Annotated in this window: 23 protein-coding genes and 1 pseudogene; 8 read left to right on the plus strand and 16 right to left on the minus strand. The window is 66.0% G+C overall.

The features are described 5' to 3' along the window. Positions 1–12: 12 nt before the first annotated feature. The 4 genes from DEA8626_RS08760 to cueR all read right to left on the minus strand — a co-directional run bounded on the left by DEA8626_RS08760 (position 13) and on the right by cueR (position 2,666). Positions 13–1,476 (minus strand): TolC family protein, encoded by a 1,464-nt coding sequence (locus DEA8626_RS08760; RefSeq protein WP_108852601.1) that lies wholly within the window; start codon positions 1,474–1,476, stop codon positions 13–15. Continuing rightward, entirely contained in the window at positions 1,476–1,712 is a 237-nt protein-coding gene (locus DEA8626_RS08765) for a hypothetical protein (protein WP_108852602.1), read from the minus strand. The genes DEA8626_RS08760 and DEA8626_RS08765 overlap by 1 nt, the downstream gene beginning before the upstream one ends. 68 nt (positions 1,713–1,780) lie before the next feature. Next, positions 1,781–2,146, minus strand: a complete 366-nt coding sequence (locus DEA8626_RS08770) for a hypothetical protein (protein WP_108852603.1) — start codon at positions 2,144–2,146, stop codon at positions 1,781–1,783. A gap of 94 nt (positions 2,147–2,240) precedes the next feature. Continuing rightward, on the minus strand, positions 2,241–2,666 hold the full coding sequence (gene cueR, locus DEA8626_RS08775) for a Cu(I)-responsive transcriptional regulator (protein ID WP_108852604.1): 426 nt from the start codon (positions 2,664–2,666) through the stop codon (positions 2,241–2,243). 167 nt (positions 2,667–2,833) lie between these two features. On the opposite strand from cueR, the gene DEA8626_RS08780 reads away from it, so the two are divergent. After that, on the plus strand, positions 2,834–3,043 hold the full coding sequence (locus tag DEA8626_RS08780; protein ID WP_108852605.1) for a heavy-metal-associated domain-containing protein: 210 nt from the start codon (positions 2,834–2,836) through the stop codon (positions 3,041–3,043). Positions 3,044–3,056: 13 nt separating this feature from the next. Here the strand turns inward: DEA8626_RS08780 and DEA8626_RS08785 are convergent, their stop codons facing one another. The 7 genes and pseudogenes from DEA8626_RS08785 to DEA8626_RS08820 form a co-directional block, all read right to left on the minus strand. Next, a complete protein-coding gene (locus DEA8626_RS08785) occupies positions 3,057–3,542 on the minus strand; it encodes a c-type cytochrome (protein WP_108852606.1) in 486 nt (161 codons plus the stop codon). A 92-nt stretch (positions 3,543–3,634) separates the two neighbouring features. Further along, a complete protein-coding gene (locus DEA8626_RS08790) occupies positions 3,635–4,189 on the minus strand; it encodes a cupredoxin domain-containing protein (RefSeq protein WP_108852607.1) in 555 nt (184 codons plus the stop codon). Positions 4,190–4,227: 38 nt separating this feature from the next. Next, the gene (locus tag DEA8626_RS08795) at positions 4,228–4,587 is read right to left on the minus strand and encodes a hypothetical protein (protein ID WP_108852608.1); all 360 of its coding nucleotides are present in this window, start codon (positions 4,585–4,587) and stop codon (positions 4,228–4,230) included. After that, positions 4,587–4,790, minus strand: a pseudogene (locus DEA8626_RS08800) (c-type cytochrome); the annotation flags it as partial. The gene DEA8626_RS08795 and the pseudogene DEA8626_RS08800, both read right to left, overlap by 1 nt. Positions 4,791–5,247: 457 nt before the next feature. Further along, positions 5,248–5,820: a L,D-transpeptidase gene (locus tag DEA8626_RS08810; protein WP_108852609.1), complete on the minus strand. Its 573-nt coding sequence runs from the start codon at positions 5,818–5,820 to the stop codon at positions 5,248–5,250. Positions 5,821–5,915: 95 nt separating this feature from the next. Next, positions 5,916–7,295, minus strand: a complete 1,380-nt coding sequence (locus DEA8626_RS08815; RefSeq protein WP_108852610.1) for an ATP-binding protein — start codon at positions 7,293–7,295, stop codon at positions 5,916–5,918. Continuing rightward, complete coding sequence (locus DEA8626_RS08820) at positions 7,295–8,017, minus strand: response regulator (protein WP_108852611.1); 723 nt, start codon at positions 8,015–8,017, stop codon at positions 7,295–7,297. The genes DEA8626_RS08815 and DEA8626_RS08820 overlap by 1 nt, the downstream gene beginning before the upstream one ends. Before the next feature lie 171 nt (positions 8,018–8,188). Between DEA8626_RS08820 and DEA8626_RS08825 the strand changes: the two genes are divergently transcribed. The 5 genes from DEA8626_RS08825 to DEA8626_RS08845 all read left to right on the plus strand — a co-directional run bounded on the left by DEA8626_RS08825 (position 8,189) and on the right by DEA8626_RS08845 (position 13,288). Beyond that, positions 8,189–8,869, plus strand: a complete 681-nt coding sequence (locus DEA8626_RS08825) for an EF-hand domain-containing protein (protein WP_181366393.1) — start codon at positions 8,189–8,191, stop codon at positions 8,867–8,869. A 172-nt stretch (positions 8,870–9,041) separates the two neighbouring features. Then, positions 9,042–9,428 (plus strand): DUF302 domain-containing protein, encoded by a 387-nt coding sequence (locus DEA8626_RS08830; RefSeq protein ID WP_108852612.1) that lies wholly within the window; start codon positions 9,042–9,044, stop codon positions 9,426–9,428. Between the two features lie 72 nt (positions 9,429–9,500). Beyond that, the gene (locus DEA8626_RS08835; protein WP_108852613.1) at positions 9,501–10,223 is read left to right on the plus strand and encodes a TVP38/TMEM64 family protein; all 723 of its coding nucleotides are present in this window, start codon (positions 9,501–9,503) and stop codon (positions 10,221–10,223) included. A gap of 151 nt (positions 10,224–10,374) precedes the next feature. Then, positions 10,375–12,672 carry a copper-transporting P-type ATPase gene (locus tag DEA8626_RS08840; RefSeq protein ID WP_181366429.1) on the plus strand — a complete coding sequence of 766 codons (2,298 nt, stop codon included), beginning with the start codon at positions 10,375–10,377 and terminating at the stop codon, positions 12,670–12,672. A gap of 1 nt (position 12,673) precedes the next feature. Then, entirely contained in the window at positions 12,674–13,288 is a 615-nt protein-coding gene (locus tag DEA8626_RS08845; protein ID WP_108852614.1) for a hypothetical protein, read from the plus strand. A 629-nt stretch (positions 13,289–13,917) separates the two neighbouring features. Here DEA8626_RS08845 and DEA8626_RS08850 read toward each other — a convergent pair. From DEA8626_RS08850 to DEA8626_RS08865, 4 genes are all read right to left on the minus strand, one after another. Then, positions 13,918–15,312, minus strand: coding sequence for a DUF3179 domain-containing (seleno)protein (locus DEA8626_RS08850; RefSeq protein ID WP_108852615.1), 1,395 nt, complete (start codon positions 15,310–15,312; stop codon positions 13,918–13,920). A 499-nt stretch (positions 15,313–15,811) separates the two neighbouring features. Further along, the gene (locus DEA8626_RS08855) at positions 15,812–16,378 is read right to left on the minus strand and encodes an HdeD family acid-resistance protein (protein ID WP_181366394.1); all 567 of its coding nucleotides are present in this window, start codon (positions 16,376–16,378) and stop codon (positions 15,812–15,814) included. Positions 16,379–16,394: 16 nt separating this feature from the next. After that, complete coding sequence (locus DEA8626_RS08860; protein WP_108852617.1) at positions 16,395–16,793, minus strand: PRC-barrel domain-containing protein; 399 nt, start codon at positions 16,791–16,793, stop codon at positions 16,395–16,397. 70 nt (positions 16,794–16,863) lie between these two features. Further along, complete coding sequence (locus DEA8626_RS08865) at positions 16,864–17,163, minus strand: hypothetical protein (RefSeq protein ID WP_108852618.1); 300 nt, start codon at positions 17,161–17,163, stop codon at positions 16,864–16,866. Between the two features lie 175 nt (positions 17,164–17,338). On the opposite strand from DEA8626_RS08865, the gene DEA8626_RS08870 reads away from it, so the two are divergent. Together DEA8626_RS08870 and DEA8626_RS21330 are read left to right on the plus strand one after the other, a co-directional pair. Beyond that, positions 17,339–18,928 (plus strand): hypothetical protein, encoded by a 1,590-nt coding sequence (locus DEA8626_RS08870; RefSeq protein WP_108852619.1) that lies wholly within the window; start codon positions 17,339–17,341, stop codon positions 18,926–18,928. Positions 18,929–19,022: 94 nt separating this feature from the next. Further along, positions 19,023–19,421, plus strand: coding sequence for a CsbD family protein (locus tag DEA8626_RS21330; RefSeq protein ID WP_245890807.1), 399 nt, complete (start codon positions 19,023–19,025; stop codon positions 19,419–19,421). A 392-nt stretch (positions 19,422–19,813) separates the two neighbouring features. Here the strand turns inward: DEA8626_RS21330 and DEA8626_RS08885 are convergent, their stop codons facing one another. After that, entirely contained in the window at positions 19,814–20,821 is a 1,008-nt protein-coding gene (locus DEA8626_RS08885) for a zinc-binding dehydrogenase (RefSeq protein ID WP_306418097.1), read from the minus strand. Between the last annotated feature and the right edge of the window lie 118 nt (positions 20,822–20,939).

Consider the following 20,939-nt stretch of genomic DNA (forward strand, 5'->3'; position numbering starts at 1 on the left):
TTCTCCTGTTCTTTAGTGACCGGCGTCGGCATCGCCGGCGACAGTGAGGGTACCGCCGGCCGAAGGCGCTCCGCCGCCGCCATGGATGGTTGCCTGAAGGTCCGCCTCGGCCAGCCAGAAATCCCGCCGCGCCGCGGCCTCGCCAAGGCCGCTGTTCAGCCGCGCCCGGATATCGGCCAGAAGCTCGAAGGTCGTGGTGATCATGCCGCTGTAGCTGAGAAGCGATTCCTCCTCGATCACCTGGCGGAGCGGCAGGACCGCGTCACGATAGTGCCGAGCGATCTGGTGGGTCGCGGTGTAGGCGCGATAGGCCGACCGTGCCTCGGAGCGCACATTGACCGCGCGTTCGGCAAGCTCGTTGGCCGACCGCATATAGGCAAGCTCGGCCTTGCGGAGCCGCGCCTTGCCACTGTCGAAGACGGGAATGTCGAACTCCACCTCGACTTGCGGCGTCGTCTCGGTCTCGCGCACGCCGCCTTCCAGTTCGCGTTCGCTTTCGACGCCGGCGATGATCTCGAGATCGGTGAGTGAGCGGGTGGCGGAGGTCAGCTTCCCCGACTTCGCAAGCGCCTCGAGTTCCAGCCGGGCGACCGCCAGATCGACGCGAGCGCGCAGCGCATCCTCCTCGATCCGGGGATGGGCGCGCGGGGCGTTCGGCAGCCCCGGCAGGGCGTCGGGAACGAAATAGTCGACTTCGCTGCCCCAGAGGCCGAGTTGCCGTGTCAGCGCCTCCTTCTTCAACTCGGCATCGAGCCGAGCCTGCGCCAGTTGACCCGTCAGTTCGGCGTAAAGCGCGTGTTCCCGCGCCTGGTCGGACTTGTTGAGAAAGCCGGTATCGCCGAGCCGCGCGGCGAGTTCCGAGGCCGCATCGGCAGTGTCGCGCGCCTCGCGCACGAGGGCCGCCGCCTCGAAACCCGCCACCGCCTCGATCCAGGCGCGGCGGGTCTCGGCCGCGACCCGCAAGGTTTCCTCGGCCGCGCGGAGTTGCGCCTGGCGGAAGCGGGTCTCGGCGACGTCCAGCCGACGGTCGCGTGTGGCGAGCGCGAGGAGGTTGTTGGCCACCGTCGCCTCGATGCTGCGATAGCCGCCGAGCCCTTCGGCGCCGATGCCGAGCACACCGACCGAGACGGTCGGATTGGGCAGCAATGTCTGTTGCCAGACATCAGCCGCCGACAGGCCGAGATCGGCATAGGCGGCCTGCAGGCCCCGGTTGTTCAGAAGCGCCACCTGCACCGCCGTGTCGGCACTGATCGTCTTGCCATGGGTCAGCCCGTGGACACGCTTGGCGTTCGCGGCGATCTCACCCGCGTTCTGGAGCCAGACGGTGTCCTTTCCGGTCGCCGCGCGCGTCGTGCTGGCGACAGTATCGAAGCCCGCCCGCCCTTCGGATACGCCGTTCAGGCCCGGCGGGGTCGCACAGGCGGACAGGACGAGCACGCCACCGAGACAGAGAATTCGCTTGGAATGGACGCGCATCAGTGGCCCTCATGCGTTGGCGCCGGGGCGCTGTCGGTGCCCTGCCAGAGGCCGGGCGTGGCGGGAAAGCGGGTCTCGTAGGCCGGGAAACCGGCGGGGCTTTGGGCGCGGATGCCGAGCGCGGGATTGGCGGGTTGGAAGAGTCCGTCCAGCCGGGTCGTGCCGCCTTGCGGGCTGGGGGCCGCGCAGGCGGTGACGAGAAGCGGCGCGATGGCCGCGATTGCGATGCGTTTCATGTGAGGTCCTGATACTGCCGGTCAAATGCGCGCCGAAGCGCCGGGCGCACGGTCGAGGTCGAGCAGGATCAGGCTTTTGGTGGCCGTTGCAGCGTGCCTGGCCGCTGCCCGATCACGACCTGTTCGGAAACCGAAGCGGTGTTCGCCGGCCAGAGGTTCGTCTTTGTCTGAGAACCGGAGGCAACCGTCAGGACGGCTGCACAGCCGTGAGGGCTGCAATGCAGACAGGTATGGTTCAACTCGACCGGCCCGGTTTCGCCGTCTGCGCCGGTTCCCTGATCCTGCGCGGCTTCCATGTGGGCCGCGTGGAGATCGGCGACTGTCACGCAGTCCGCAGACATCGCGCGGGCCCCGGCCGACGCGCTGCCGGCGGCCGTCACAGCGATCAGGAGCGCGATGAAGACGCGCCGGAGCTGATGGGCGATTGCGGTCATCATTTCCGCCGATTATGTCGGAACAAGGAGTCGCGCAAGCGAATAGTTGAGGCGCCGTGCGCCAAGGCGTTCAACATATCGTCAGCATCAGCGGTCAGCCGCCGCTGCGGCGCTCGATCGCCGCGGGTTGGTCCTCGGACGCGGCGAGGTCGGCGAGGATCGGGCAGTCCGGGCGGTCATCCCCGGCGCATCCCTTGATCAGATGCGCGAGCGTGTTCCGCATCTCGGCAAGCTCAGAGCGCTTTTGGTCGATGCGGTCGAGATGCTCTTCGGCGATCTGTTTCACATCGGCGCTGGCCCTTTCGGTATCCTCGTAGAGCCTGAGCAGATTGCGGCAATCCTCGATCGTGAAACCCAGCGACCGCGCCCGGCCGAGGAAGGCGAGCTTGTGCAGGTCGCTTGGCCGAAAGGCGCGGTAGCCGTTGGTGCTGCGCAGGGGTTGGACGAGGCCGATATCCTCGTAGTAGCGGATGGTCTTCGCGGGCAGCCCCGAAGCGCGTGCGACATCGCCGATATTCATGCTTGCCCCGTCTTGTCTGGCTTGGAGGGAAAGGATGCGACCCAAGATAAGCCTTCCACCCGCTGGAAGGTCAAGGCGCGAAAACAAGGTGCCGGCGCGGGTTCGTTCCAGCTTGACCTTCCCGTGCTGGAACCCGCCACTCACCGGGCGAAGGCAAGGAGCGAGTGATGACACGATTCGACGTCCCCGACATGAGCTGCGGCCATTGCCGCGCCGCGATCGAAAAAGCGATCCGCAGCGTCGATCCCTTGGCCAAGGTCGACTGCGACCTGAACGCACGGATCGTCGGAGTGTTGAGCGCGCTCGATCCGGACGGCCTGGTCATGGCGATGCGCGAGGCCGGATACAAGGCGACGCCGCTCGCCGCCGCCCGCTGAGACGGGCCCGGCTTTACTGGCCGGCCTGTTCGCGCAGCCGTTCGGCCTCGGTCCGGACCGCCTGCAACTCGCGCTGCCGTTCGGGCCAGGTCGACTTGATGAAGGCGAGGACGTTCCGGATTTCCTGATCGGTGAGTTCGTCGGCGAAGGCCGGCATGCCGCTGTCGAAGTCCAGGCCTTGCGCTTCCATCACCGCCTTGCCGCCGAGCTTGGTATAGGCGAACAGAAGCCCGTCGCCGTGGTGCCAGGTATGGCCGGTTTTGTCATGCGGTGGCGCGGGCAGCCGGCCGTCGGCATCGACTGAGCGCCAGTCGGGCTGGCCCTCAAGATCGGCGCCATGACAGGAGGCGCAGAAATCGGCGTAGAGCCGTTCGCCTTCGGCGACATCCGCCGGGCGAAAACCGCTCTGCCCGCGCACAATCGGCGCAGCAGCGAGCAGAACGGCAAGAACCATGACCGCTGCGACAACGGCTGTCATCATGGCGCTGCGTTCACTCATTCATTGCCTCGGGATCGGTCCGCCGCGCCCCGCGCATTGCGGAGTGCGGGCATGGGTCGGAGCACGGGAAAACCCCGTGCTCCGATGGCAGCTTACGATGATCGGCCCTCGATGCGGATCGGTGCGATCATGCCGCTTTCGCGATGGCCCGGCACGTTGCAGGACACCTCGATCCGTGCGTCTCCCGCGAAGGTCCAGATCACCTCGGCCGCCTTCCCGGGTTCGAGCAGAACGCTGTTGGGATCGTCATGCGCCATGTGGCCCGCCATCATCATCGCGTGGTTGATGCGATCGGCCTCCAACGCCCCGGTTTCCATCATCTTCATCATCTCTTCGTGATGCTCGCGGTGCATCTCGGCGGTCGCGATGTTGAATTCGTGCACGAATTCACCGGTATTGGTGACGATGAAGCGGATGGTTTCGCCTCGCTCCACCTCTATGCTCGATGGCGAGAAGAACATCTCTCCGAGCTTGACCCGGATTTCCCGGTCGACATCGCCCGGCGCGCCCGGTGCTCCGATCATGGTCATGTGGCTGCTGCCATGGCCGTGTCCATCGCCATGCGTGCCGCCGGCGAAGACCGGTGCCGCAAGGGCAAGCGATGCCGCCAGAGTGAGCACGGCGCATTTCGTGATTGTGGTCTTCATTGATAGGTCCTGTCTGCTGTTTTCCTGTCTCTCGTTGCTCAGATCCGAGAGCGGCGCGGCGGAGGCGGCTCGAAAGTCAGGAACGTCTCCCGTATCGCGATGCCGAAGACCCGGCCCAGCCGCGCCCAGCCCGCATGTCCCGCAACGCCCGACGATACCTGCAAGGCGAGTGCCTGCGGACCGCAATCCGGTCCCGGGTCGCAATGCGCGCCGCCGTCCGGCAAGGAGTCTGCGACGCCCGGGGAGTTGGCCGTGGGATGCGCGTGGGGGTCCGCTTCGGCATGCGGGGAAACGACAGATGCGCCAACCGGCCCGCCGATCACCGAGAGGGAAAAGGCGGTGCAGGCGACGAGCAGGCAAAGTAGAGACGTCAGCGATCTGCGTGCCTGCGACACCATCACCGTATCCCGTTCTCGAACTGCAATTCGCGGACATAGCGGACGATGTATTTCACGTCGCCGTCAGTCAGCCCCTCGACCGGCAGCATGTTGCCGAAATCCCAGTGATGCTGCCTTACGCCGTTCCTCACGGCCACGAGGAAGGCCGCGTCCCCGTGGTGGCTGGGCTCGTAGATCTTGTGCACGAGCGGCGGACCCGCGCCGGGTCAACTCGTCGGTAAGCGGAACCGAGGTCGGGTAGACCCGCATCTCGCCGTCGGCGGTCCAGTGTTGCAGTACCCGCGTATTGGTGTCGGAAAGCAGGATGCCTTTGCCCAAGGCGTCGAAATGGTCGCGCCAGTCATGCAACCGGAAGGCCGACAGGTTGCGGCGCACGCCGTCCGGTTCTTCCGTCAAGTCGTCCGCATGAAGCCGACCGGGCGCTGCGAGGGTCAGCGCCGCCGCGCCCGCCGCGCCAAGGACGTCACGTCGATTCAGGAACTTTTCATGGTCCCTCGCCATTGCCTGCCTCCTCATTCGCGAAATTTCACACGCGTTCGATGCCTTTAGAACCGCCTTCCTGCACTGGAAGGTCAACCCCTCGCGCCCAACAAAACCGTGAGCTTTGTCGCAGACGGACGAGCCCGCCCGAACCGAGGTCGCGCCGGTGTGGGCCGTGAATCAGGCCTGGGAATAGAGGATGACCCGTGTACCAAGCGGCACGCGTTCGTAAAGCTCCGTGATCTGGTCGTTGACGAGACGGGCGCAGCCGTTCGACACGGCGCGGCCGATGGTCGTCGGATCGTTAGTGCCGTGAATGCGCAGCATGGTGTCGCCGCGGCCCGGCTGGAACAGATAGAGCGCGCGGGCGCCGAGCGGATTGTCGATCCCGCCCGCCACGCCGTCGGCGAATTGCGCATAGCGTTCCGGCTCGCGCTCGATCATCTGAGGGGTCGGCGTCCAGCTCGGCCATTCCTTCTTGGCGCCGATGTAGAATTCGTCCGCTTCGCAAAGGCCAGGCCGGCCAATGCCGACCGTGTAGCGGATCGCCTTCGCATCCGGGAGCGTCCAGTAGAGCGCGAACTGGCTGGGCAGGACATGAATCTCGAACGGCACGAACGTGGCGCGGATCGGTACTACGCGGGGCAGGTGCTCGGGCGGCAGAATGTAAGGCGTCGCCGCGCTATGTGCCCGCCCGATTGTCGCGCCGCCAGCCCAAGCCGCTGCCGCGCCTAGAAACATGCGCCTCTGCATCGTCGTCCGTCCTTCCCGCTTCCTCCGACGCCAGGCTATCACAATATCCTTGCAGTTCAGCGCATAGGGCTGGTCAGCGCCGGTTCACGTTTCCGTCAGCCAGTGTCGGCTGGCAGACGGATGCGGACTTCGAGACCGCCGCCGGTCCGATTCGCGAGCTCGATGGACCCACCATGTCCATGGATGATGGTCCGCGCGATGGCCAGGCCCAGCCCCGCGCCGCCGGTATCGCGCGAGCGCGACTTTTCGATCCGGTAGAAGGGTTCGAAGACGCGCTCCTGCTCAGCCTCCGGGATGCCCGGGCCACGATCACGGACGCAAAGCTCGATCATCTCGCCAGTCCGCTTCACGGCAACCTCCACCTCGCCGCCATAGCGCAACCCGTTCTCGATGACGTTGCGCAGCGCGCGGCGCATCGACTTGGGCCGGATGCGGGCGATCAGGCCGGGTTCGGCCTCGATGCCGAACCCGGCCGCCATGTCGTCGCGCAGGGTCGCGAGGAAGGCGGCGATGTCGGCCCGTTCGGTCGGTTCCGACGTTGCCATGCCGCGGGCGAAGGCCAGCGTCCCATCGACCATCTCCTGCATCTCCTCGATCGATACGACCAGCTTCTCACGGCTTTCGGCGTCGTCGATCATCTCGGCCCGGACGCGCATCGCGGTCAGCGGCGAGCGCAGGTCGTGGCTCAGCGCCGCGATCAGGCGCGTGCGATCGCCGATGAAGCGCGAAAGCCGCTCCTGCATCCGGTTGAAGGCGCATGCCAGGTCGCGGATCTCCGACGGGCCGGCGGGTTCGATCGCGGCGGTTGCCTCGCCACGGCCAAGCCGGTCGGCCGCGCGTGACAGGTGCTTGAGCGGCCGGGTGATCCGGGTCAAGATGAACCAGAACGCGGCGATCAGCAGCAACGCCGCCGTCAGGCCGAAACTGAGGGCGGAGGCCCAGGCCCATTGCAGGGGCGGCCTCTGGAACCGCGTGGCGACGTTCAGCCACCGTCCGTCGGACAGCGCGATCGAGAGCCGCATCTCGATCGCGGCGAGTTGCCCCTCCATCATGGCCAGATGCATCTGGGCCATGTCCGAGGACATGTGCGGCAACGGCATGACACTGCCGACGACCTCGTGCAGCTCGACCCGGATGTCGCGTTCGCGATCGCCCAGCAGCGCGCGGATGCGCGCCTCCACCGCGCCGGTGCCGCGATGGTCGCGGTGATCGACCTCCGGGCGGCCGGCGATGCCGAACCGGACCAGCGGCGAATCCGCCGCGCGCAGGATGGCCTCGTGCAGCGGCTCGGGCGCCTCCTCGATCAGGCGCGCGACATTGGCCGCCCGCGCCGCGGCCTCGGAGCCGAGCGCCGCCCGGACCGCGAGGCTGCGCTCATCGACAAAGAGCCACAGGCTGATCGCCTGCGCGACCGCCAGCGCGGCGACGATCAGCAGCACGAGCTGGCCGCGAATGCTGTCGGGGAACCCCGGCATCAGCCAAGCACCGTCACGTCGGTCGCCAGCGAATAGCCGCCGCCGCGCACCGTCGTGATGATCTTCGGGCGGGTCGGGTCCGCTTCGATCTTGCGCCTGAGCCGGCTGACCTGATTGTCGATCGCGCGGTCGAAGGCTTGCGCGGCGCGTCCCGCCGTCAGGTCGAGAAGCTGATCGCGGCTGAGAATGACGCGCGGCCGCTCCAATAGAACGGTCAGAAGCCTGAACTCCGCCGTGGTCAGTTCCGTCTCGCTGCCGTCTTCGGCCACAAGGACCTTGCGGTCCGGATCGAATACCCAGTTCGCAAAGGCGACGCGGCGGCCCGACAGCGCCCCGCCATAGGGCTCGGTCCGCTCGGCGCGGCGCAGGATCGCCTTGATCCGTGCCAGCAGCTCTCGCGGATTGAAGGGCTTCGGCAGATAGTCGTCAGCGCCGATCTCAAGACCGACGATGCGGTCGGTATCCTCGCCGAGCGCGGTCAGCATCAGGATCGGCACCTTGCCCTCGGCCGACAGGCGCCGGCAGACCGACAGCCCGTCCTCGCCGGGCATCATCACGTCGAGCACGATGAGGTCGAACTTCCCCGTCGCGAGTGTCGCATCCATCTCGGCCGCGTCCCGCGCGGCGGTGGCGCGCATGCCGTTGCGCTCCAGATAGCGGCTGACGGCGTCGCGGATATCGCGGTGATCGTCGACGATCAGGATGTGGGGCGTGTCATTCATGCTTGAAATGTATGCGACCTTGGCCCGCTTTTTCCCCGGAAAATTGTCGCAGTCCGTAACCGCCGACCGGCTTGCGACAGATTGCGACAAATCGGCTTTCGTCGGGCATGGCGGTGCGTGGTGGCGGGTCCATATTGCGGGTATCGCAACGACGAACATGAGGTGATGTTCATGACACGCAAATCGCTTTTCGCCATCGGGCTTGTCGCCGCAGCCGTCGTCGCCGCGGCCGCCTATGCCGATCCTTGGCACGGCCAGGGCGCAGGTCCGGGCATGATGAACCAGCAGGGCGGCTACGGCATGATGGGCGGCCCCGGAATGATGGGTGGCCAAGGCATGATGGGTGGACCCGGCATGATGGGCGGCCAGTTCGGCGGCTCGGACGACATGATGCGGATGATGATGCGCATGCACGGCCAGATGATGGGCGGCGGCATGATGGGCGGCATCGGCCCGCAGGGCGGCTTCATGCCGGACGGCATGATGGGCGGTGTGGGGCCGATGATGGAAGCGTTCGACGCCGACGGCGACGCCAACGTGACCCCGGAGGAGCTGCGCGCCGGGCTCGAGGCACGCCATGCCGAATTCGACGCGGACGGCGACGGCGCGCTCTCGCTTGCCGAGTTCGAGGCGCTCCATGGCGCGCTGATCCGGGACGCCATGGTCGACCGCTTCCAGTCGCTCGACAACGACGGCGACGGCCGTGTCACCAAGGAGGAAATGGCGGTACCGGCCGACCGCATGGAGGCCATGCTCGAGTTGCGCGGCCGCATGTTCGGCGGCCCGGCCGATCAGCGACCGACCGAACCCGGGACGAATGGTGGCCAGATGCCGATGATGGATAACAACTGACCAGACCCCGTTTGCCCGCCCCGGGCCGGCAAACGGGAAACTTCTGACCTGGAGACGAGCAATGATGGGATTTGGATTTGGCGGGCTGTGGATGCTCTTGATCGCGGTTCTGGTCATCCTCGCGATTCTCGCGCTGGTGAAGTATGTCAGCAAGGGATGAGCGGAGGCGGACATGACCTATACGCACGATCGGATGATCCCCGGTGCCGATTTCGACGAGGTTGACCGGCGGGTCCGGGCGGCGCTCGGCGACAGGGGCTTCGGCGTCCTGACCGAGATCGACGTGAAGGCCACGATGAAGAAGAAGCTCGACGCCGAGATGGAGCCCTACCGGATCCTCGGCGCCTGCAACCCGCAGATGGCCCACAAGGCGCTGGAGATCGAGCCCCGGGTCGGCGCGATGCTGCCGTGCAACGTCATCCTGCGGCAGGTCGAAGGCGGCGTCGAGATCAGCGCCATCGACCCCGTCGCCTCGATGGCGGCGATCGACAACGCCCGGCTCAAGGGCCTCGCCGGCCAGGTGCGCGAGATGTTGAAGGAGGCGATCGAGGCCGCCTGACCATGCTTGCGCCAGTGGCGCGGGCGGCGGAAGATGTGCGGCGCGATAGCCTCATGCAGATCGGATGACGCCATGACGCGGGAACCACACCCGCAGCCGCCGCCGGAAGGCCGCGCCAAGGGGCGCGATCTTTGGCGTGCCGTTGCGGCCGTCGCGATCCTTGGATTCGTCCTGCTTGCCGTCTTCGGCTGGGACCTTCCGGCCGATCTCAAGTCCGCCCTGTCGCGGGACCGGATCGAGGCCCTGGTGGAGAATGCCGGCCTTCTCGGCCCGGTGGTGATCGTCGGGCTCATGACCGTGGCCATCGTCGCGACCCCGATCCCGAGCGCGCCGATCGCGCTCGCGGCCGGCGCGGCCTATGGCCATGTCGTCGGCACGGCCTATATCGTCATCGGGGCCGAACTGGGGGCGATGATCGCCTTCGGCCTCGCCCGGTTCCTCGGGCGCGACGTGCTGCTCAGGTGGCTTGGTGACAAGGTCGATATCGGGCTTCTCGGCTCGCAGAACGCGCTGTCGCTGACCGTGTTCGCAAGCCGGCTCATGCCCTTCGTGTCGTTCGACCTCGTGAGCTATGCCGCGGGGCTGAGTTGCCTGCATTTCTGGCGCTTCAGCCTGGCGACGCTGGCGGGGATCATTCCGGCGAGCTTTCTTCTGGCGCATTTCGGCAGCGAGGTCGCCAGCGCGGAGATCGGGCGCATGACCTGGGCCGTGCTTGGGCTCGGCCTTCTCACCGGCGCACCGCTGATCTGGGCGGCAATACGCGGCCATCTGCGCCGGAATTCGGGCGGGTCTTGACCTTCCAGTCACTGGAAGCCCCATCTTGGTGCAAAGCTTCGTTGAGGGAGTCCCAGGAGATGGCCAGCAATTGAGACACGCGCATTCCGCAGCCGACACCGCCGAGGCCGGATCCGGCCAAGAACAGGCCGGCACGATCTACACCTGCCCCATGCATCCCGAAATCAGGCAGTCCGGACCGGGCGACTGTCCGGAATGCGGCATGCATCTGGTTCCAGAGGGCGAGGCTGCAGAGCACGGGCACCATCATTGCGGCCACGACCATGCGGCTGAGGTTGCGTCGGGGCGCTACGACGCCGTGCCGGCTGGTCACACGGGCCCCGTCTATACCTGCCCGATGCATCCCGAGGTGCGCCAGACCCATCCCGGCTCCTGCCCGATCTGCGGCATGGGGCTGGAACTGGAATCCGCCGCGATGGCCGAGGAAGGCCCGAACCCGGAGCTTGTCGATTTCACCCGCCGCTTCTGGGTTGGCGTGGCGCTCTCCCTGCCGATCCTCGTCCTGACGATGGGGCCGCTTCTGGGTTTCGGCGCCGTGCGCGAGGTCTTCGGCGAACGCGCGGCCCTCTGGATCGAACTCGTGCTCGGCACGCCGGTCGTCTTGTGGTGCGGCTGGCCGTTCCTGGTGCGTGGTTGGAACTCGTTCCGCAGCCTCAATCTCAACATGTTCAGCCTGATCGCCATGGGGGTGATGGCCGCCTGGATCTTCAGCGTGGTCGCGGTGCTGGCGCCCGGCATCTTCCCCGAGGGCTTCCGCGACGCCGAGGGCCATGTCGAGGTCTATTTCGAGGCCGCGGCGGTGATCGTCACGCTCGTGCTTCTGGGCCAGGTGATGGAACTCCGCGCCCGCGAAGGGACCGGCAAGGCGATCCGGGCGCTTCTGGACATGGCCGCGAAGACCGCGCGCGTGATCCGCGCCAATGGAGCCGAGGAGGAAATCCCTCTCGAACAGGTGCAGGTCGGCGACCGGCTGCGCGTCCGCCCCGGCGACAAGGTGCCGGTCGACGGCGTCGTGACCGGGGGCCGCTCGTCGATTGACGAGTCGATGATCACCGGCGAGCCGGTGCCGGTCGAGAAGGTCGCGGGCGACCCGGTCACGGGCGCAACGATCAACGGTACCGGTAGTCTGATCATGGAGGCGACCCGCGTCGGCGCCGACACGATGCTGAGCCAGATCGTCGAGATGGTGGCGGCGGCGCAGCGCAGCCGGGCGCCGATCCAGAAATACGCCGACAAGGTCTCGGGCTGGTTCGTTCCGGCGGTGATCGGGATCGCGGTGCTGGCCTTCGTTGGCTGGGCGCTCTGGGGGCCGGAACCGGCGCTCTCCTACGGGCTCATCGCTGCAGTCTCGGTTCTCATCATCGCCTGTCCCTGCGCGCTGGGTCTGGCGACGCCGATGTCGATCATGACCGCCACCGGGCGCGGCGCGCAGGCTGGGGTCCTCATCAAGAACGCCGAGGCGCTGGAGCGGTTCGAGAAGGTCGACACGCTCATCGTCGACAAGACCGGCACGCTGACCGAGGGCAAGCCGAAGCTTGTCGACGTCTTCCCCGAACCGGGCCACGACGAGACCGAGGTGCTGCGCCTCGCCGCCTCGCTCGAACGCGGATCGGAGCATCCCCTGGCCGAGGCGATCGTTGCGGGTGCGGCAGAGTGCGGTGTCGATATGGCCGATGCGAAGGAGTTCGAGGCGGTGACCGGCAAGGGCGTGACCGGCAAGGTCGACGGCAGGCCAGTGGCGCTCGGCAACCTGAGTCTCCTCGCCGATCTCGGTCTCGATGCGGGCGCGCCGGCCGACAAGGCGAATGCCCGCCGCGACGCGGGCGAGACGGTGATGTTCGTCGTCGTCGAGGGCGAGGTCGCAGGCCTCGTCAGCGTCGCCGACCCGGTGAAGGAGACGACACCCGCCGCGCTGAAGGCGCTGCACGATCTCGGCTTCCGCATCATCATGGCCACCGGCGACAACGAGCGCACCGCAAGAGCCGTGGCCGCGCGCCTCGGCATCGACGAGATCCGCGCCGATGTTCTGCCAGAGGACAAGGCACGCATCATCAAGGAACTGCAAGACGGGGGCGCCAAGGTCGCGATGGCGGGCGACGGCGTGAACGACGCGCCCGCCCTCGCGCAGGCCGATGTCGGCATCGCCATGGGCACCGGTGCGGACGTGGCGATCGAAAGCGCGGGCTTCACGCTCGTCAAGGGCAACCTCGACGGCATCGTCCGCGCCCGCCGGCTGGCCCGCGCGACGATGCGCAACATCCGCCAGAACCTGTTCTTCGCGCTGATCTACAATGCCGCGGGCGTGCCCATCGCGGCGGGCGTGCTGTTCCCGGTCTTCGGCATCCTCATCAGCCCGATGTTCGCCGCCTTCGCGATGAGCGCCTCGTCGATCTCCGTCGTGCTAAACTCGCTCAGGCTGCGCAGCGCCAACATCTCGGAAGGAGAGTGACATGACCGACCTGCGGCCCGTCCTCCTCCTGCGCGCCATGCTTGCCGCGCTCCTCATCCTCGGAGCGCGCGCGGGCGCCGCGCTTGCCCACAGCTTCTCGATCGGCATCCTGGCCACGGGCGACGGGGCCGAGGCGCGGCTCGCCTCCGCCGTGCGCGGCTTCCTGATCGCCTCGGCCGAACGCGACTCACATCCCGACGAGACCTCCGACGGCCATATCGGCGGGCTCGACGTCCATATCGTTCCGCTGCCCGGGGCCGCGGCGGCAGGGATCAAGGGGCTCATGGGAACACGACCGGCGACGCTGGATTTCCTGCTGCTCCTCGATGGCAAGGCGTCAGAGCCGCCACGGCCCGGAACGCTGCCGGGGCTGACATCGGACACGATCTTCCTGCATCCGGGGGAGTTGCCCGAAACCCGGCAGGACCCGGGCCGCGCGGAAAGCTTCGCCGCCCGCTTCCGCGCCGCCTATGGCATCGCCCCCGATCAGGCCGCCGCCGAGGGCTACAACGCAGCGCGGCGCATCGATCTTGCGGTGCGCCCGCTCGGCACAGTGGGGGACGACGCAGCGCTCGTCCGGTCGCTCACCGAGACCCAGGGCAGGATCGAATGGTAGCAGGCACTCGTACCAAAGCTACGGATGGTGTGACGGCCGAATTAGGGACTTGTCCACCGGCGATCCGCCTGGCACCGACCGCGCGCTGAGGCCGCCGTGTTCCTCGCCCGCGCGGACCGTTCCATCGTAGCGCTTCGGTATGAAGGCGCGCTCGATGCACCGCAGCCGGTTTCCCGCCTGATGCCAAGCGCACAAGCATTCAACACGATCGGTTGTGGCCATTCATGTCGGTTTCGTCGCCCTGAGTGTGCAAGGACGAACCCCCGGGTCTTGCAACAACGAGTGTAACCTTGAAGCCCAACTTCGTGACATCACGCGGAGACCGTCGACTGGCGGCGCACTTTCGGATGCTGCATGTCGCGAAATTCCAGACCTGACATTCAGTCGGAGTAGGCTCCTCGCGCGAGTGTCGCGCATTGTGTGAGGTCAAGTGGTGCGCATTTTCGCGGGCGCCGCGAAAGTCCGGTCTCACGGGCTGCGCCGCGGCGTCGCTATACTCAGTCGAACGGCAGGAGCGGGCCGTCTGCAACGCGCCTGAAGTCAGTTTAGAGCTCAAAGTATCAAACGCTGCGCTTCAGGCCAGCGGCTACGACAGCCTCAATCCTCGCCCTTGCCGCGCCAAGGATAGCTCACTCCGCCGAGCCTTGTCCGGGCCAGAGTGTGGTATCCGGATGAAACTGCGACCAGGCGAACCAAAATGCCTGATGGCTCCCAAGGTCGGTGCCGTCTGCGTCAACGGCCTTTATGCCGCCAGCATCCAGTTGAAGACGGACGTTCTCGAACGCGATCTCATCACCGTCGCTCAATGCCAAGAACGCCTGACTGCGTTGGAACGCCACAGGCTTGCCGGACGCCGTGACAATGCCGATGATATCCTCGTGTATGGGCAAGCGCGGATCGACATCGCCGACTGGGAATATCGGCCCGTTGGCATCACGGCCGTTGCGAAAATCGAAATCGCGACCAAGCGCCAGTTCTTCCACGAGCACCGTCGTCTGAGGGTATGTCCTTTTCCACGTTCCCCAATCGGTGGTCACGACAGAGGCCTGTTCCAGTTGCAGGTTCCGTTCCGCAAGAGGCCCGGTCACCGCCTTGCCGAGGAACGTGTCAAACACCGAAAAGGTGTTCACGTCGTACATCACCTTGTTAGAACGAATTAGCAGCCCCGATGTTCGCAGAACGGGCCGCGCAATTCCCTCCGGCAGCCGGTCGGTGAAATAGGCCTGTGCCGCACCGCACAAAGTGCAGTATGGAATGCCGAGGTCACGTCCGCCCAAGGTATCGTTGACCATTTCACGCACCTCCATGATGCGCCGCGGATACGCCCGATACTCTCCGTTCACCTCAATGCCGAAGACGATATCGTCGTCCTTGAGCCAGGTTGCATCTTCGGCGCTGCTGACTTCGGGATTGTCGGCCGCGGGAATGCAGTTGCACGGCTCGTCTGTCGTATCATAGGCGCGATCGTCTATGGGCACGCCGCCCCAGGACACGAGCCGCCAGTCGATGTCGCCTTCAACAATGATACGGTCCCAGCCGGGAACAAGGCTTGTGAAGATGGTGCGCTTGGCCCGCAGGTAATCAGGGGGCGCCGGGATGTCCCATGCAATGAGATGGTCCGTCACAACCCCCCACTGATTTTGGTTCGGTACGTCTATGTCCAACAATGTCGTGGCAGCACCGGCTAGTTCTCGGCTTAGCGGTTCGCCGCCGGCAAATCGCATCAGATCACTTATGATCCAGACGAGCCGGGGATCTTTTGACTCAGCGATTTCACCGAGGGCGGCCGATTGATCTTGCCCCCAGGTTGACTCGATCGCACTCTCGAGAAAGGCCACCTGCACCGCAGCCTGCAAGGCTTCGGAAAGCGGGCCGTCCGGAACTGCGGGGGGAGTGCCAAATTGCTCGACCACGTAGTCTGGTAGCGATGTCGTTTCTTGAGCACGCAAGGCACCGGGCCAAAACAACGCAAACGCAACCATTGACGCAACTGCGACGATCCGGGGGTGAGCTTTCAAAGCCATTGCAGGGCCTTTCGCGCGCCAGATTCCTCTTCAGACGCACAACCTCCGATAGCCCTTCTGCAGTGCAGCTTTCGAGCGATGGGCGGTGCGGGTCACACCACAACACAGTCGACCTAAACGTGCTGCATCGCTAGTCACGATTATATCAGCATTCGGTGAACGCGGCGGTCGTTGTGTTTCGGTGGGTTCGTACTTGGGCTGTCTGACTGGCACTCAAGCTGTGGCGATAAGGAAGGACCGCTCTGGCGTAAGCTGCACCGCAGAACCCAGAACGGGATGAATTTCCGCTATGGGCCGAACGAGGACCCCGCCGCATGCAAGCGCTGTTCACTCCGGTCATCGGTGAAGACGCGGTACGTTACCTGGCGGCCAGGCGAGCCGAGTTCCGCTGACCTCCCGGCATTTCAAACCCTTGAGCGGTTGCCTCTCCTACTCCTACGAGGATTGCGTTCGACCGGCAGGCAGGGGCGAACCGCGACGGCCCGCCCCTGGGACTTCGCTATGCATTGTTGGGCGCGGCGAGCGGCCCGCTCGCATTGCCAAAGGCAATGAACGACGCTCCGGCGAAGATCATGTTGATGCCGACGAGAAGCCCGATGAAGACCAGCGACGATCCGTTCGCCATGCCGGCGATCACCAGGATGCCCAAGAGGAGCGACATCGCGCCCGAGGCGAAGACCCAGCCCCAGGCCCGTTCAGGCCGGACCCGGAAGGCGAGGATCATGCGCGCCACGCCTTCGGCGGTGAAGAAGACGCCGAGCATCAGCGTCAGCGCGACGACCCCGCCGAACGGATTGGCGAGGAACACGACCCCGCCGACGAGATAGATCGCCGCCAGGATCAGTTCCCAGAAGAAGCCGCTCCATTCCTTGGTCCGGAAGGCGTGGACGAGGGTGACGATCCCGCCGGCCAGCATGGCCGAGCCGACGAGGATCTCCATCGAAAGCGTCGCGACAAGCGGGAAGGTCAGCGCCCCGACGCCGGTCAGGATCAGGACGACGCCGAGCGCGATGAACCAGCCGCGTCCGATTTCCCGCTCCTGGGTGTCATGCGTTGTCGTGGTCATGGCTGATCCTCCGCGCTCAGTGGGCATACCGGAAGGCCGGCATCTCTTTCAGCTTGGCCTCCGTCGCGCCCGGCAGGACCAGTTCGGCCTTCGGGCCCGGCTCGAAGAGGCCCGCAGGCACCGCGACCCATTTCGAGCCCATGCCGAGGAAGCCGCCGACCTCGACGATGGCAAGGCTGACGTCGCCGCCGGTGCCGACGATCAGGTCATGGACCATGCCGACCTCTTTCTTTTGGTCGTTGTGGACCGTCTGGCCGATCAGCTTGTTGGCGCTGTAGCCGTTGGCGACGACGCTTTCGACATGGACCTCGACGCCCATGATCGAGCCGCCCGCGACGGGCTTTTCCTCGGCGACCGCGAAGGTGGGGGCCGCGACGATCAGCGCGGCGGCAAGGGGGGTGAACACGGTTTTCATGGTGGTTCTCCTTCTGGTGGTGGGGTGGCCGGCGGCACCATTGCCCCGGCCGCGATCCGCGCCCGTCGGCTCAGCCGACGTGGTCGCGATATGCCTTCACAGCGGCTTTCAGCGCCGCCCAATGCCTCTCGGCCTGCGCCTTGGCATCGCGGGCGGCCTCGTCGCCCTCGGTCTCGATGCGATCGGCGATCTTCCGCATCTCGGTGCGGGCCTTCTGCCAGTCGGCGCGGAGCTTACCTGCCTGGTCGCAGGTCCAATCATCCGCCGCCTTGCCGGAAGCTTTCACCTTGGTCTCGAGCGCACTCAGCTCGGCGTCGATCTGGTCGAGCCCGGCCCTGGCCTCCGCGACAAATTCGTAAGATTTCGTCATTCAGTCGTTCCCTTTCTCATCCGGCGCCAGATGGATCCGGCGCCTGTCGATGAGCGGAAACTGGCACAGACCACGGGGCCGCGATGAGTGAATCACGGTGAAGGATGTGGTATGGGACCCGCGGGAGACGCGCAGAGAATCCCAGTCAACGATCAATCGCCACGGGAGCGGCATTGTGAGCACGACCGCCACCGCACCGATCAGCCGGGGCGTGGTCGAGCAACAACTTGATCGCATCCTCGCCAGCAGCCAGTTCGCGGGCACGACGCGGCTGAACCGGTTCCTGCGCTATTTGGTCGAGCAGTCGCTCGCGGGCAATGCCGCCGAGCTCAAGGGCTACGCCATCGGCGTCGACGTGTTCGACCGGCCCGAGGATTTCGACCCCGCCATCGACACGATCGTGCGCGTGCAGGCGGGCAAGCTCCGCATGCGGCTCGACCTCTATTATGCGCAGGAAGGAGTCGACGATCCTCTCAGGATCGTCATTCCCAAGGGCTCCTACTCCCCGCATTTCGAGGTCGCATTCGACCCCGAAGCCGCCGACGAGGCCGCGCCCGGCGAAGCCGACACCGCGCGCTATTCCATTGCCGTCCTGCCCTTCGACAACCTCAGCGGCGACCCGGCGCAGGAATTCATCGCCGACGGCTTCACTGAAGAGATCCTCAACGCGCTGGCCCGGTTCCGCGAGCTCAAGGTGATCTCGCGTCACTCGACCTTCCGCTACAAGGACCGCCCCGCCGATCCGCGCGACATCGGCAACGATCTGGGCGTGCGCTACATCGTCGAGGGCTCGGTCCGGCGCTGGGAGGATCAGGTGCGGGTGACCGCGCAGCTTATCGACGCCGAGACCGGGGCGCATCTGTCTAGCGAGGTCTTCGACCGCACGCTGAGCGCGCAAGGCCTCTTCGAGATCGAGGAGGAGGTCGCCGCCCGCATCGCCGCCGAGATCGCCGAGCCGCATGGCGTCATCCACCGGCTCGGCACGCGGCGGCGGGCGGGGACCGAGGCGCTTGACGCCTATGAATGCCGGCTGCTCGCATCGGAATACTGGCGCAAGCCGACCGAGGAGACCCATGCCCGCGTCCGTGACCTTCTCGAACGCGCAGTCGCCATCGACCCCGACTATGCCGGCGCCTGGGCGATGCTGTCGATCGTCTACGGCGACGAGTTGCGCGGCGGCTACAACCTGCGTCCCGATCCCCTGAACCGCGCGCTGGCGGCGGCGCAGCGGGCGGTTGAGCTCGATCCCCTCGACGTCGCCGGCCATCACGCGCTCTTCCTCATGCACTACCATCTCGGCGAATTCGGCCGCTTCCGCGCCGCCGCCGACACCGCGCTCAGGCTCAATCCGAACTACCCGGATATGCTCGCCGACCTCGCCGTCTGCACCGCGTTCACGCGCGACTGGGGCGAGGGGCTTCGCATCATGAAGCGCGCCATGCGGCTCAGCCCCAATCCGCCCGGCTGGTATTACTGGCTCCCCGCCTGGCGTCTCTATCTCGACGATCGCCATGAAGAGGCGCTGACGCAGGTGCATCTGGGCGGCAAGAGCGCCTGGGGCTTCGAGATCCTGTTCGAGGCGATGGTGCTCGGCCAGCTCGGGCGGGTGAAGGAAGCGCGTCCCTTGGTCGAGGCGATCGAAGCCGATCCCGACCGGTTCAAACACCTCGTCAGCCACAACTTCCGGCTTTGGCACGCGCCCGACGAGCTCAAGACGAAGATCCGCGAGGGCTGGCGCAAGGCGGGCGTTGTGACCGAGCTCTGATCCGCCGGTTAACCCCCGGCATACCGTGACTCACTCCCCGCCGCGCACGGCGCCGGACATGCTGTGGGTGTTCAATCCAACAACGGAGACGGAAATGCACATCCATCAAGACACGATCGACGGCACCTGGAACGAGTTCAAGGGCGCCGCACGCAGCGCCTGGGGCAAGCTGACCGACGACAAGCTCGAACAGACGCGCGGCAATGCGGAGTACCTGGCCGGTCTGCTTCAAAAGGAATACGGCATGTCGATCGAGAAGGCGCGCGACGAGATCGACGCTATCGCGGCGCGTTATGATAACATGGCGCTGAAGGGCGACTGGACCGCAATCAAGGGCAAGGTCCGCGAAGCCTGGGGCGATCTGACCGATGACGAGATCGAAAAGACCGCCGGTCGCCGCTCGCAGCTCGTCGGCCTCCTCGAGAAGCGCTATGGCGAGAACCGGGCGAAGGCCTGGGAAGCCGTGAATGATTTCGTGAAGCGCAACTTCTGACCCTTGCGGCGCCGTTCGGGGCATCCCGGCGGCGCCTCTTTCGCCACGACCTAGACCACCCAGCCCGCATCAGGGTTCCGCCGATCTTTCGGACAGATCCCATGGCGATGCGCCAGAACCGCCGTTCGACCAACCGCAGTGAACGTCGTCACGCTTCGCCGACGCCCATCTCAGTAAATTTCTGCGCGACGCGCGAACGGCCGCTTCGGTGAAGCTGCACCGCAGCGCCGACAAGCAGTGATGAACGGCGGGAAAGGGCCGAGCAACACCTGACCACTGCCCGTGGCTCGCTGCGGCACCACACGACTGTTCCGAGTCCAATTTGGCCGATTTTGTGTCACGCCTGAATTGGCGAATGAACACGGTCGCGCGGGGGCGACGCAAGCGCCGCATCAGATGTCAGGAGGAATGAGCACCAGCTTTCCCGGATAGGCCTTCGCCACAAAATCGGCCTGCGCAACAGCGATATCCGAGAGCGGATAGGTCTTTGAGACCAGAGGTTTGACGGCGCCCGTGTTTATCAGGGCGACCAGCTCGGCGAATGTCTCGTGCGGCGTATAGGTACACCCGTAGATCGTGAGGTCTTTGAGATGAAGCGTCCGAAGATCCGCGTTGACGATCGGTCCGGCGATCGCTTCAGACCTGGCGTAGCGGCCCGCGAGCATCAGTGCCTCGACAAATGCCCGCCATCCGGGTCCGCCGACGACGTCGATCACCACTGTTCCGGATTTGGGAGGTGGCGTTTGGTCGCGATCGAGAAGCTCGTCGGGACCGGCGGCGCGCACCATCGCCTGCTTCGATGCGCTGGCCACCGCGCAGACACGCGCGCCCCGGAGTTTCGCGAGCTGGACGGCGGCAAGGCCGACCCCGCCGGACGCCCCGGCAATGACTACGCGATCGCCGGGCCCGACCCCGGACCGGCTCAGCAGGTTGAAGGCCGTCCCGTAGGCGCAAGGTATCGCGCCAAGCTCGATATCCGTCAGCGGCGCGTCGGTGACATCGTGAAGCTGGTTGGCGGGAACCACGCAATTCTGCGCGAAGGCTCCGTCGAATTCCGAGCCGATGGCCAGAATCCGCGTAGGCTCCTTTTCTGTCGGATTGGGCTGGCTGGTCGGGCAGATCACGCGCTTCCCGACAGCGACTTTCCCGGCCTCGGCGCCCAGGGCAACAGCCTCGCCGCAGAGGTCGCTGCCTTGAATCCGCGGAAATTGGAGGGCGCCGGCCCATCCACCGTCGTCGACGTCCGCCGGATGATCGCATTCCTCTGTGCTTCCGGTGACCTCCTTGGAGTACCAACCGATGCGCGTGTTGATGTCGGTATTGTTGACGCCTGCGGCAGCACCCGGACGAGCGCCTCTCCGGGACCCGGCGCAGGGGTCGGGATCGACTCGTTCCAGCAAAGCATCTCCGGACCGCCATGGCCGGTCAGTTGAACGCCCTACATAGATTCCGGCAATGCCATTTCCCACCTCCGCCCAGATCGGACAAGTTTCCTGAAACTTTGCATCATCGCGCCCG

The organism is Defluviimonas aquaemixtae (assembly GCF_900302475.1).
Taxonomy (GTDB): Bacteria; Pseudomonadota; Alphaproteobacteria; order Rhodobacterales; family Rhodobacteraceae; genus Albidovulum; species Albidovulum aquaemixtae.

Excerpts from the sequence above, each read along its gene's own strand:
- DEA8626_RS08760 (WP_108852601.1), bottom strand. The coding sequence starts at position 1,476 with ATGCGCGTCCATTCCAAGCGAATTCTCTGTCTCGGTGGCGTGCTCGTC.
- DEA8626_RS08765 (WP_108852602.1), bottom strand. The coding sequence starts at position 1,712 with ATGAAACGCATCGCAATCGCGGCCATCGCGCCGCTTCTCGTCACCGCC.
- DEA8626_RS08770 (WP_108852603.1), bottom strand. The coding sequence starts at position 2,146 with ATGACCGCAATCGCCCATCAGCTCCGGCGCGTCTTCATCGCGCTCCTG.
- cueR (WP_108852604.1), bottom strand. The coding sequence starts at position 2,666 with ATGAATATCGGCGATGTCGCACGCGCTTCGGGGCTGCCCGCGAAGACC.
- DEA8626_RS08780 (WP_108852605.1), top strand. The coding sequence starts at position 2,834 with ATGACACGATTCGACGTCCCCGACATGAGCTGCGGCCATTGCCGCGCC.
- DEA8626_RS08785 (WP_108852606.1), bottom strand. The coding sequence starts at position 3,542 with ATGAGTGAACGCAGCGCCATGATGACAGCCGTTGTCGCAGCGGTCATG.
- DEA8626_RS08790 (WP_108852607.1), bottom strand. The coding sequence starts at position 4,189 with ATGAAGACCACAATCACGAAATGCGCCGTGCTCACTCTGGCGGCATCG.
- DEA8626_RS08795 (WP_108852608.1), bottom strand. The coding sequence starts at position 4,587 with ATGGTGTCGCAGGCACGCAGATCGCTGACGTCTCTACTTTGCCTGCTC.
- DEA8626_RS08810 (WP_108852609.1), bottom strand. The coding sequence starts at position 5,820 with ATGCAGAGGCGCATGTTTCTAGGCGCGGCAGCGGCTTGGGCTGGCGGC.
- DEA8626_RS08815 (WP_108852610.1), bottom strand. The coding sequence starts at position 7,295 with ATGCCGGGGTTCCCCGACAGCATTCGCGGCCAGCTCGTGCTGCTGATC.
- DEA8626_RS08820 (WP_108852611.1), bottom strand. The coding sequence starts at position 8,017 with ATGAATGACACGCCCCACATCCTGATCGTCGACGATCACCGCGATATC.
- DEA8626_RS08825 (WP_181366393.1), top strand. The coding sequence starts at position 8,189 with ATGACACGCAAATCGCTTTTCGCCATCGGGCTTGTCGCCGCAGCCGTC.
- DEA8626_RS08830 (WP_108852612.1), top strand. The coding sequence starts at position 9,042 with ATGACCTATACGCACGATCGGATGATCCCCGGTGCCGATTTCGACGAG.
- DEA8626_RS08835 (WP_108852613.1), top strand. The coding sequence starts at position 9,501 with ATGACGCGGGAACCACACCCGCAGCCGCCGCCGGAAGGCCGCGCCAAG.
- DEA8626_RS08840 (WP_181366429.1), top strand. The coding sequence starts at position 10,375 with ATGCATCCCGAAATCAGGCAGTCCGGACCGGGCGACTGTCCGGAATGC.
- DEA8626_RS08845 (WP_108852614.1), top strand. The coding sequence starts at position 12,674 with ATGACCGACCTGCGGCCCGTCCTCCTCCTGCGCGCCATGCTTGCCGCG.
- DEA8626_RS08850 (WP_108852615.1), bottom strand. The coding sequence starts at position 15,312 with ATGGCTTTGAAAGCTCACCCCCGGATCGTCGCAGTTGCGTCAATGGTT.
- DEA8626_RS08855 (WP_181366394.1), bottom strand. The coding sequence starts at position 16,378 with ATGACCACGACAACGCATGACACCCAGGAGCGGGAAATCGGACGCGGC.
- DEA8626_RS08860 (WP_108852617.1), bottom strand. The coding sequence starts at position 16,793 with ATGAAAACCGTGTTCACCCCCCTTGCCGCCGCGCTGATCGTCGCGGCC.
- DEA8626_RS08865 (WP_108852618.1), bottom strand. The coding sequence starts at position 17,163 with ATGACGAAATCTTACGAATTTGTCGCGGAGGCCAGGGCCGGGCTCGAC.
- DEA8626_RS21330 (WP_245890807.1), top strand. The coding sequence starts at position 19,023 with ATGCACATCCATCAAGACACGATCGACGGCACCTGGAACGAGTTCAAG.